The sequence below is a fragment of the Cellvibrio sp. genome, from assembly GCF_053579595.1.
The window spans coordinates 1-10046 of record NZ_JBRFPI010000147.1; the positions used below are offsets into that span (position 1 = coordinate 1).

Genomic DNA, 10046 nt, shown 5'->3' on the forward strand with positions numbered 1-10046 from the left:
AGCATACATAGACCTGTACCGCTTAATGAATTCGTATGCTGCCAGGATTTTCTTGAAGCGTTCTGTTGCTGCCTTCAGTTGTTCCTGTGTTAAGCCCTGGCCTGCCAATTTATCCGGGTGATATTGGCTGGCCAGTTTTTTATAGGTTTTGCGAATTTCCTCCTCGGTCATCTCTGCGCCCACGCCTAATATTGCGTAGGCGTTTTGCAAGTCGGTATTTTGGTAACCAGGTTGATGGATGCTATTGTTCGTTTCGTTGCTGCTGCGGTGAGCGGCTTTCTGGGGAGGAGAATAAATGGATTGTTGCTCGGTAGATCGCGGTGCATTGCGCAGTGCGATTTGATCCTGGGTGTAAATCATTTTTAATAAATGGTGCAGCACAATGCTTTTATAACCCAATTCCCGAGCCAGCCACTGTAATGCATGCAATTCTTTTTCTACCAGCCCGCCATCGGCCCGTGCCATAGTAATTAAATGAACCAATAAAATCTGCACTAGCTTGGGTGTGGTCGATTTTCGGAAATCCGTAATGGTTTGGCTTGGATTAAAGTCTGGCAGGGTGCCGGATTTGAATAGGTGTAAAGCCTGGCGCTGCTCCAGCTCAACCAGGCGCATTTTTTTCATATGGACTTTAATGCGATTCACTTCCTCACGGTTGATCTGCCCGTCGCAACTGGCGATATAGCCCAAAAAACTAAATGTCGCCTTCAAAAAAGCTGCGCGAATACTTTGGCGCTTGTCGGGCATGAGGATGATCTTCCTGTTACAGGTTTATCTCATTGTTTTACCAAAGCCTACATCTTAATATGACATTGCGCTACATCCCGGATTACGGAAGTTGCCGTTTATGGCAGTGCTGGAATGACGTTTTGGATATTAATAATAATGAATGCAAATTTTCTCAATCTTCACGACGCGGTCCTAATTCTCACGTTTATTGAGTGCCTGTTTTTAGTTGGGCTGCTTAAAGTGTTGCCGACTGCAAGACCTCAGTCGCGCATGCTTTTGTCATTCTTTTTTGTGCTGAACGCTATTTGGGTGGTGGTGACGCTGCTCTCCTGGAATGACCAACTGCGCGTGCTCTGGATCAACACCACCTTGTTTGCGCCCGTGTTCACTGCTTTCGCGTTGTTATTGCAAGGGCCCTGCTTATATTTTTATTTTCGCTCATTGATCGAAACTATTGATTTCAAACAGTGGAAAATGTGGTTGCATCTATCGCCTTTTGGTCTGGTGACGCTGGTCTTGCTTGTGTTTGATGTAGACGGTGTCTCCTGGATTTTAAAAACAGAAATGCCCGCCGAGCGCGAGGCCGCAGCGCGCTTTGCATGGACCATTATTCGCTGCTTACCAATTGTGTATATAGTGGCCTGCTTCTCCGTTATCCGCCGCTTGCATGAACAACAACACCATCTTTATTCGGTGGTATCACCCGCTAAGTTTAAATTGGATTATTTTGTATTGTGGAGTTTTGTCACCCACTGGAGCTGGGCGTTCTTCCAATATGTGGTAGGCAATTTCCTGAGTGAGGAAGTGAATGACGTTATCGGCAATATGGAGGATTATCTTGTCGTTGTCCAACTCAATGCACTATTGGTTTTGGGTTTGATTAACGCCAAAGAATTATTGAATGTCACCCCATACGATGCTAAAAAAATTGGCAACCAACCGCTGGATGATTCCAAAATAGCGTTGGTTGAACGCGCGATAAACGAACAAAAAATTTATCTGGAAAACAACATCAACCTCGACCGCTTCGCGGAAGCTGCAGGCCTTAAACCACGGGTGTTGTCCGCGATTTTGCACACCCATTACCAACTGAATTTTTTTGATTTTATTAATGGTTTGCGCGTCGAGGAAGCCAAGCGTTTGCTCAGCACACCGGACATGGATGATGTTTCCATTCTCGACATTATTTATAAATCCGGATTCAACAGCCAGTCATCTTTTCAGCGGATCTTTAAGCGGGCTACCGGATGTACGCCGAGTGAATATCGGCGCAATGCGCGTTCATCTACGGCGTTGACAGAATAACTTTGCGCAAATAAAAACGGTCACACACAGGTGTGTGCGACCGTGATCAAGTAAAGCAAATCGGCCGTATTAGTTGCTTGTGCCAGAGCAGCCAGGCAATGAAAAATTAGCGCCAGCATTTCCGGTAAAACCAAAGTTGGTGGAAGCACCGCTCGCCAAAGTACCGTTATAACTTACGTTGGTTGCAGTTACCTTGGTCGTGCCATTACCAGTCAGCGTCGCGTTCCAGCCGCTGGTGATTTGTGCATTTTGCGCAAAATTTAAATAAATCTTCCATCCATTTACCGCAGCTCCTGTGTTAGTAACCCGCACATCTGCCTGATAGCCGCCCGACCAACTGCCCGTGCGTGTCACCGTGCAGGTAAATTGGCTGGGCGCAGCACTGGATGCGCTACTGGCGACAGAAGAGCTGGCTGCTCTTGATGAGCTGCTCGCGACCAATGAACTGCTCGCCGCTGAACTTATGCTGCTTGATGTGGCTGTACTGCTCAGCGAAGATGCAGTGGTCGAATCGCCAAAGACTGAGACCTCCCACAGCGAATAGCCCCAGTTGGGATTGGCTTTGCCGGTCAGGTTGATGCGCAGGTAGCGCCCTTGCCCAACGAACGACAGATTTTCAATGCCGCCCGCGCCATTATTTTTGCTGAAAATCGGGTTGGAAAAATTCACATTGTCCGTAGAAATTTGAATGTTGTACGCCGTTGCGTAAGCAGCTTCCCATTGCAGGCGCGCGCCGGAGAGGTCGTAATAGCTGCCCAAATCAATCGTTACCGATGCATTCGCCGCATTTAATGCCGATGCCCAACGGGTCGCCCCATTGCCATCAACCAATTTGGCGGCCTCGTAACCCGCACCTTCGGTGGAGCTGGCAACTACTGCCTTACCCAGCGCTAAATTAACCGGTCCGGCGGACGAGCTGGAGCTGCTGGTGGCGGAGAAATCCGGCAACTGATCGATGGAGATGGTTTTGCTGTTACTCATGGCTGTGCGCCAGGAGTTTTCGCAACCTTTTACATCGCCAGAGCTGGGTTGCCCCTGGGTGCGATAGCAATCGCGGAATGCCCAAACGATTGAAAACGAAAAGGGCGGTTCGTTAGCGGGATTGAGTGCGTTAAAGGTTTCGGCGATGCCGACGATTTTATTGTTGCCGATGGCTTTGAGCGTGTTGTAGTCAGTCCAGCTTTGGTAGTAGTCCGAGGTCACCGAGTCCACCATGTTATCGCCGGGATACCAATCGCGCATATTGCTGCGATAACCGCCGGTGCTGGCCATACCATTGAATACCCAGAGCACATTATTCACGCCTTGGGCGTTGACTCGATCGTAAATCAGCTTCCACAAACGCTTGTAATTGTCGGCGCCTTTTTTGGCCCACCACATGAAATTATCGTTAGCTTCATGGAGCGGGCGGAACAATACCGGCACACCCGCATCGCCCATTTTTTTCAGTTCGCGCGCCACTACGTCGATATCCTGATACAGCTTGGAGTTGGGGTTATTCATGTCCTGATCAAAAGCGCAATCGGTGTAGTACTCGCCACCGCGCGGGCATTTCCAATGCCATTGAAAGGCCACTATGCCTTTTTTGATTTTGGCAAAATCGATGGCCTTTTGCGTTTCAGAGGTGTCGCCGTCCGTGTAGCGATAAAAATCGAACGCGATGATTGCGGGGTAACGCCCGGTCCACTGTTGGACTTTATCGGCATCGGGCATATCGGTTTGGCCGGAGATAAAACTGTTATTTTTCAGGTAGCAAAGCAGGTTTTTGGCCTGCAGGTTTGCATCCGGATCAGCCGGTGTCTGGCCACAACTACTTTGGGCAAGCGCGCTATTCGCCAGCAGGCTGCTGGCGGCGCTGATAATGAATCCTGCGAGAAATGGTTTTTTCATAATAGTGTCTGCCTGTTCATGGTCGCCCGTTCTATAGAGGGCGGCCGGGAAGATTAAAAAGAGCCCGTCCCTGGGCAAGCTCAAGAAGCCAATCGCGCGCAACAAACTACCCGCGCGCGAAAGACCGGGGGCTACAAGGGTGGATAGGCGTTTTTCAAGAGCACCTGGAATCCTTCTTTGAACCAACGGCCAGCAACGGGTGCGTTGGCCAGTGCGCCGGTAGTGGTACCTGCAGCATTGGTGAAGGTGGGGTCGCAGTTGCGGTCAAAGCCTTTGGCTGGATCTTGCGGGTCGAATGACAACGCCAGTGAGGCGGCGCCATCGGATTCACCCGGCGGTTTCACCCAGACATAGGCATCAATACCGACAAGTGGAGCCACTTGCGGGCGCTCGCCCACACCGCCGGGCTGGTTGCACCAGTTGCCGCGATGCGCGCGGCGGTCAATGCGCGATTGATCGACAAAGGTGTCCAGCACACTGCTGGTAGAGCGCGCAGTTGGACGGTTAGTACCACCCCAGCCGTTGCGCGAGGTATCCACCAACATGCCGATTGAGGATGGGAAGCCCGCCGAGATCATCGCCGAACGCCACGCCTGCACGAAGGAGACTTCGCTGAAGTGCGGGTTCCACTCGTAGAATTTGGCTTGCCGGGTTTGGCTGCCACCACCGGGGAAGGCGCTATTGGCCAGCGAATCCAGGAAGGGCTCGTACAAAGGTGTGTAGCCCGAGGTGTTGGAGACAAACCCGGCGATGGAGTTAACGCCGCCCGTTGCGCCCTTGATCGCATCGCCTATCAAGGTCACGGCCTTACCGAAATTCTCGCTCCAACCTAACCAGCCGGAGTGACCGATATCTACATAGCTGTAGACATTCGGAATCGCATACAACTTGCTCAGGGTGTAACGGGTATTGGCGACATAACCATGGGTCGCGTCAGCCGCTTGTTGGCAGGCGGGTGTGCTCAGGTTGGTCACCAGATTGGGCAGCGAGTCCGGCTCAATAATCGCGATGATGCGCAGGTCGCGGTATTTGGGATCGGCAAAAATTGCTGCTAAAGCATCAATGTATTCAGTGCGATAGCGGTTTGAACCCTCAGCCCCTTGCTTTAACTCGCCGTTGGACGCCAGCGCATGGCAATCGCGGTTGGGCAGGTCGTAGACCACTACCTGAATCACGTTGGCATTCTGATCCAAAGCGGCATCCAGGTGATCGCGCAGGCCCCAGCTGCCATCGGTCGGTGCAATAGCCCCGATGCGATCCATCCACACCGCGGTGTTGTAGCCGGAGATCTTCGAGCCGCCGGGTTCTGCCTGCGCTTTATCTGACCAGATTGGGTCCCGGTACCACTGGGCGCCGGTGAATGGGTTATCCAGACGTACACCCGGTGCAACACTCGATACCGATGAACTTGAACGAGAGCTGGGCGCGACCGAAGAGCTAGTGGAAGGAATTGAGCTGGCGGTCGTTGTCACACTTGAGCTGCTGGGTGCAATCGAGCTTGACGGACGGGACGGTGAAGTCACCACCACCGGCTGGCCGGAACAGCTTGGCAGAACCAGCGCGCCGGAGGTATTGCCGGTCAAACCAAAGTTGGTAGACGCGCCTGAACCCAGGTTGCCGTTGTAGCTCACATTAGTCGCGGTGACCCGGTTGGTTCCGCTGCCGGTCAGGGTGGCGTTCCAACTGTTGGTGATCGCAGCGGTTTGCGGATAATTCAGGTAAACCGTCCAGTTTTGCACCGCAGCGCCGGTGTTGGTGACTTTCACATCCAACTGATAACCGCCTTGCCAACTGCCGGTTTGGGTGACCACACAGGTAAGCGGGCTGGTAGCAATAATCGAACTGCTGGAGCTGGAGGGTGGGAGCGAAGAACTGATACTGCTGGACGAGCTGGAAGAGGAAACCGTCACCCCATAAGAGCGCAAACGGTTGCGCACGAAGTTGCCGGAATCGCTCAGTTGCGCGCTGCTCCAGCCGCCGGTTCCACTTGCTCCAGCCCTGAGTGCCGCAGAGGTTTCATTCTTGTCTGACAGCGACCAGTTAACCCAGCTGATGCCATAGGAATCCAGCAAGTTGAGCCAGGTATTGGTTTGATCCGGGCAGATGCTGCCATTGCCGGTGTACTCACTGTTGCCCCATTCGGTGGAGACGATTGGCAACTTCGCATCGGCCGCCGCCCGCACTATGGCGCGCAGTGGTTCCTGATGCTCCGGTGAGCAGGCGTAAAAGTGCAGGGCGTAAGCCACATTGTTGAAGGTGAGTGGGCTGGCGACCACCTGATCCAAACGCTGGCTCCACACGGCGGTTCCCACAATCACAAACGCATCGGGAGCACCGGCACGAATCACCGGAATCACTTCATTGGCATAGGGTTTGATCGAGGATTCCCAATCCACTCCGTTAGGTTCGTTGGCGATTTCATAAATGATATTGGGGATATTGCCGTATTTGGCGGTGACCCGTTGGAAGAAGGTTTTGGCCTGCTCTTTGTGAGTTAGCGGGTTGCCGTCGCTCAAAATGTGCCAATCCACGATCACATAAAGATCGTTGGCAATGGCGGCATCAATACCTTTCCAGAGTGTATCCAGTACGGCGGGATTATCGAGGTAGCCGCCTTCTTTGGTGTACATCGCCAAGCGTACGACATTGGAATTCCAGTCATCCCGCAACCATTTGAAGCTGCTGGAGTTGACGAACTGGGGATACCAGTGCAAACCATGGGTGCTCATGCCGCGCAACTGGAATGCCTGTCCGCGCTCATTTACTAGCCGGCCGTTGAGGGTGCGCAAGCGACCATTCTGGCTGACCAACCGGCCAGTGGTGTTGCTGATGCTCGAACTGCTGGATGACTTGCTGGATGAAATACTTGAGGCAGGGCTTGAACTTACACCGTTCGCACCTGTGCCATACACCGCGATATCCCAGAGCGAGTAGCCCCAGGCCGGATTGGCCTTGGTGGTCATATTGATGCGCAGGTAGCGACCTTGGCCGGTGATGCTGATGTTCTCGACCCCGCCGCTGCCATTGGTTTTGCTGAAGAGGTTGGTCCAGTTCACATTGTCGCTGGAGATCTGGATGTTGTAGCCGCTGGCATAGGCCGCCTCCCAGCTCAAGCGCAGGCCGGTAATATCGTAGTAAGCGCCCAAGTCCACCGACAAACTGGCAGTTCCCGCTGTCAGTGCCGAAGCCCAACGGGTCGCTCCATTGTTATCAAAGGCTTTTGCTGCCTCGTAACCTGCGCCTTCAAACGAAGAGGCGCTGGCCGGTTTGCCAAAGGCGATATTGGGAACCGTAGACGATGCGCTACTGGAGCTGGATTGGCCGCCGAAAATCGTCGCCAATTTGGAGGTTTGCTTAATGCCGTTAGTGCCATTGATCAACCGATTGCCCCAGGAACTGAGGCTATTCACGTTGAAGTTATTCACTATATCCAGCGATTTGGTTTCGGCGTTGTTGCCCGACCAGGACCAACCTAAATAACCAAACCCCAGCTGTTGGCTGACCGCCATAATGGCGTCTTCATCAACATTGGCGCCCTTGTGGTCGGCGCCAAATTCGCCCACGACCACGGGCAAATTCTTGTTCTTAAAATCCTGTAAATAGCTTTGAACGGCAGAGGAATTGCCGTAACTCTCGTACATATGCACGGAAAATACGGTGTTACGCTCGCTGTCGGCATTGAACACCGTACTCGCGTTGTTGCGCATGGTATTTGACCAATCTTGCCCCCAGTTAGGCGCATCCACCATGATGGTGTGTTTGATGCCCGCCTGACGCATTCTCTGGATGGATTGGGTTTGTAACGACGTCCATTCCCCCGCCCGGTTATTGCCCAAAGGCTCGTTGGCGATGTTGATGATGACGTAATCTTCCTGATTGTTGAGCGCGCTGCGGATGTCAGAACTCAACCAGTAATTGACGGTATTGAGCGGGTTTTCTGCGTTACCTCCATCGCCGTAACCGGTGGCGTCATGTACCTCCAGTACCGCGATCAGCTTGTTGTCTTTACACCACTGGATGACCTGCGCGACTTCCGCGCCGCCCACGCGCCCTCCCAATCCGCCAGTGCCATTGGCCAATACGATGCGCACAGTGTTCGAGCCAGTGGCGGCTATATCGCGCAGCGCCTGGGGCGTGGTGTCTTTGTACCAAACGTGAGCGTGGTTAACCCCGCGCATCACAAACGGCACGCCGTTACCTTCTACCAATTTACCGCCTTGCACACTAAACCCTGCCAGAGCCGCCGGTGAGCAGAGACTCAGCGCAAGCACAGAAGCGGGAAACCACTTTGCAAATTGCTTATGCATAGATACCTCTAGAGATTATTTTTATGATCGATACGGAGGGCATACGAATGCCTGTTCCCCAATTGAATACGATTACAATATTTATCGGATTTATATGTAATCGGTTACCAATGCGGTCAAAAAAATCGCGGCAAACCCCGCGACTGACCTATTGCAGATACTAATAAAGAGGGCGATTTACTCTACTCATCCGCGTAAAAACGCATAGATGACTAGTTATTAGGGGCGAGCGATTCAAGAAATGTGAACTGGGGTGACATTCGTGTTGGCGAACCTGAGACTGACTCTTTGTCCCCGCGGCTCACCCAAGACTCCATGCGCAGACAACGGGAAGCATGTTTTATGATTATGTTGATAATGATTGTGATATTGATTCTCATTTGCTGATGATTTAGTATTGCGTTTATATCAACATTTCACATGTATTTCCGGGGCGATTCAGCCTGAAACAAGCGTTATTTAGGAGTGGTTATGCGTAAGTTATCTCGCAGCGCTTTAGCGTTGTCTGTTGCGGGTTTTATGTGGGGAGCTGGTGCCATTGCGCAAACCAACCAGCAATCGGGAGCACCTAACCAGCCTTACGGCAACGCCAGCAAAGGCGAGATTGAAACCACTTACGTTTATGGGGAGGCAGATAAGACAAAAACAGCGACCAAACTGAACTTGACAGTGTTGGAAACCCCCCAGGTGGTATCAGTGATTTCCCGTGACCAGATCGAGGATTTCTCCCTGCGCGAGGTGAATTCGCTCTTGGCCTATGTTCCCGGCGTCACCGTTGAGCAAGTAGAGACCGGTCGTACTTATTACACCGCCCGGGGCTTTGATATTGTTAACTTTCAAACCGATGGTATGGGTGTTCCCTTCTCTTACGGCCTGACACAGGGCCACGAAGACACGGCGATTTACGAACAAGTTGAAGTGGTAAAAGGCGCGACTGGCTTGATCACCGGCCTCGCCAATCCCTCCGCGACTATTAACTATTTGCGCAAACGCCCAACTGATGAAACGCAAGCGTCGCTGGTTGGCTCTGCCGGTAGCTGGAACCAATACCGTCTGGACGGCGATATTTCAGGGGCGATCATTGCTGACAAGCTTAATGGGCGATTGGTGGTGGCCAAACAAGATGGGGATTCCTATCTGGATCGCTACGGCAAAGAATTGATTGTGTTCTATGGCATCGTCAGTGGCGCAATCACCGATAGCACGCGTTTCACCCTGGGGCACAGCATCAATGACAGCCACAGCGATGGCAATTCATCCGGCGCCTTGCCGCTGTTTTACAGCGATGGCTCCCTGACCGATTACGATGTATCCACGAATACCGCCCCGGATTGGGCCTATCAGGATGTGGAGCAAACCCGCAGCTTCGCTGAACTGGAGCAAGACTTGGGCGCGAACTGGACGGCGAAAGCGGTTTTCACGCGCAACGATCTGGACAGCGAGTGGACATCACTTTATCTGGCGGGCGCACCTGATCCTGTGACTGAAGCGGGATTACTGGCGCACGCCAGTCTCTATCAGGCCGCAGACGAAGAAGAAATCGTTGATTTGTTTGTCAGTGGGTCATTTTCATTCCTGGGGCAAGAGCACGAGTTGGTAGCCGGTATTAATCTGGCGGATATCACCCTGACCGGGCGCTCCATTTACACCGATGAATGGAATTACAGCCCTGTGGGCGCAGCCTGGGCCGAGGGCAAAACATCGTTGCCGGAATTTGATGTTTACGATGCTGCATCCCAGTCTACCTACATAGATCAGAAGCAAGATTCCTACTATGTATCGACTCGGCTGAATTTGACTGACGAGCTTTCCGTT

At 52.5% G+C, this 10046-nt stretch carries 5 protein-coding genes; 2 read left to right on the top strand and 3 right to left on the bottom strand.

Annotation, left to right across the window (positions count from 1 at the left end):
* The coding region (gene djlA, locus ACWA6V_RS10705; protein WP_449522480.1) for a co-chaperone DjlA at positions 1 to 747 on the bottom strand (747 nt) is incomplete at its 3' end.
* 252 nt (positions 748 to 999) lie between these two features.
* Between djlA and ACWA6V_RS10710 the strand changes: the two genes are divergently transcribed.
* Entirely contained in the window at positions 1000 to 2034 is a 1035-nt protein-coding gene (locus ACWA6V_RS10710) for a helix-turn-helix transcriptional regulator (RefSeq protein ID WP_449522481.1), read from the top strand.
* Positions 2035 to 2103: 69 nt separating this feature from the next.
* Here ACWA6V_RS10710 and ACWA6V_RS10715 read toward each other — a convergent pair whose 3' ends face one another.
* Positions 2104 to 3924, bottom strand: coding sequence for a glycosyl hydrolase (locus tag ACWA6V_RS10715; protein ID WP_449522482.1), 1821 nt, complete (start codon positions 3922 to 3924; stop codon positions 2104 to 2106).
* Positions 3925 to 4055: 131 nt separating this feature from the next.
* Complete coding sequence (locus ACWA6V_RS10720) at positions 4056 to 8231, bottom strand: cellulase family glycosylhydrolase (protein ID WP_449522483.1); 4176 nt, start codon at positions 8229 to 8231, stop codon at positions 4056 to 4058.
* A gap of 471 nt (positions 8232 to 8702) precedes the next feature.
* Between ACWA6V_RS10720 and ACWA6V_RS10725 the strand changes: the two genes are divergently transcribed.
* Positions 8703 to 10046, top strand: a 1344-nt coding sequence (locus ACWA6V_RS10725) for a TonB-dependent siderophore receptor (protein WP_449522484.1), incomplete at its 3' end; no start/stop codon positions are given.

Coding starts and splice junctions, on each gene's coding strand:
- ACWA6V_RS10710 (WP_449522481.1), top strand. CDS start 1,000: ATGCTTTTGTCATTCTTTTTTGTGCTGAACGCTATTTGGGTGGTGGTG.
- ACWA6V_RS10715 (WP_449522482.1), bottom strand. CDS start 3,924: ATGAAAAAACCATTTCTCGCAGGATTCATTATCAGCGCCGCCAGCAGC.
- ACWA6V_RS10720 (WP_449522483.1), bottom strand. CDS start 8,231: ATGCATAAGCAATTTGCAAAGTGGTTTCCCGCTTCTGTGCTTGCGCTG.